At 69.4% G+C, this 1,207-nt stretch carries 1 protein-coding gene; it reads left to right on the forward strand.

The genetic code is table 11. The annotated features are described in order from the left end of the window. Positions 1-1,207, forward strand: a 1,207-nt coding sequence (locus tag ACWDNU_RS46350; protein ID WP_449673510.1) for an ATP-binding cassette domain-containing protein, incomplete at both ends; no start/stop codon positions are given.

Below are 1,207 nucleotides of genomic sequence, written 5' to 3' on the forward strand. Positions count from 1 at the left end.
AAGATCGGCTTCCAGATCCGGGAGACGCTGGCGGCCAACGGCATCGCCACCGGCGACGCCGCCCGCAAGCGCGCGGTGGAACTGCTCGCCGAGGCGGGGATGTCGGACGCCGAGCGGCGGGTGAACCAGTATCCGCACGAGTTCTCCGGCGGTATGCGCCAGCGCGCGCTGATCGCGATCGGGCTGTCCTGCCGGCCCAAGCTGCTCATCGCCGACGAGCCGACCTCGGCGCTGGACGTCACCGTACAGCGGCAGATCCTCGGTCATCTCGAACAGCTGACCGCCGAGCTCGGCACCGCGGTCCTGCTGATCACCCACGACCTCGGCCTGGCCGCGGAACGGGCCGAGCACCTGGTGGTGATGTATCGCGGCCGGGTCGTGGTATCCGGTCCGGCGCTGCAGATCCTGCGTGATCCGCAGCACGCGTACACCAGGAAACTGGTCAACTCGGCGCCGTCGCTGGCCGCGCAGCGGATGTCGTCGTCGCGGCAGCGGGCCGCCGTGCGGGCACAGGCCGTCGAGGTGGCCGAGGCCGGGGACAATGTCGGCGACACCGTGCTCGAGGTGCGGAACCTGTCCAAGGCGTTCAAGATCCGTGGCAAGCGGCCGTGGCAGTCCACGGATTTCGTGGCGGTCGACGACGTGAGCTTCAGCGTCGACCGGGGGACGACCACCGCGATCGTCGGCGAATCCGGTTCCGGCAAGTCGACCATCGCGCAGATGGTGCTCGGCCTGCTCGAACCGACCGCAGGCAGCGTGTCCTTCGACGGCAAGGACGTCGCCACGCTGGATCCCAAGGGCGCGTTCGCCTTCCGGCGTCGCGTGCAGCCGATCTTCCAGAACCCCTACGGCTCGCTCGACCCGATGTACTCCATCTTCCGCACCATCGAGGAGCCGCTGCGGGTGCACAAGATCGGCACCCCGGCCGAGCGGGAGGCGGTGGTGCGCGATCTGCTCGACAAGGTGTCGCTGCCGTCGTCGGTGCTGCGCCGGTATCCGAACGAGCTCTCGGGTGGGCAGCGTCAGCGGGTGGCGATCGCGCGGGCGCTGGCGCTCTCGCCCGAGCTGGTGGTCTGCGACGAGGCGGTCTCGGCGCTCGAGGTGCTGGTCCAGGCCCAGATCCTCACCCTGCTCAACGATCTGCAGGCCGAGCTCGGCCTGACCTACCTGTTCATCACGCACGACCTGGCCGTGGTGCGGGAAATCG

The sequence above is a fragment of the Amycolatopsis sp. NPDC003676 genome (genome assembly GCF_053587275.1).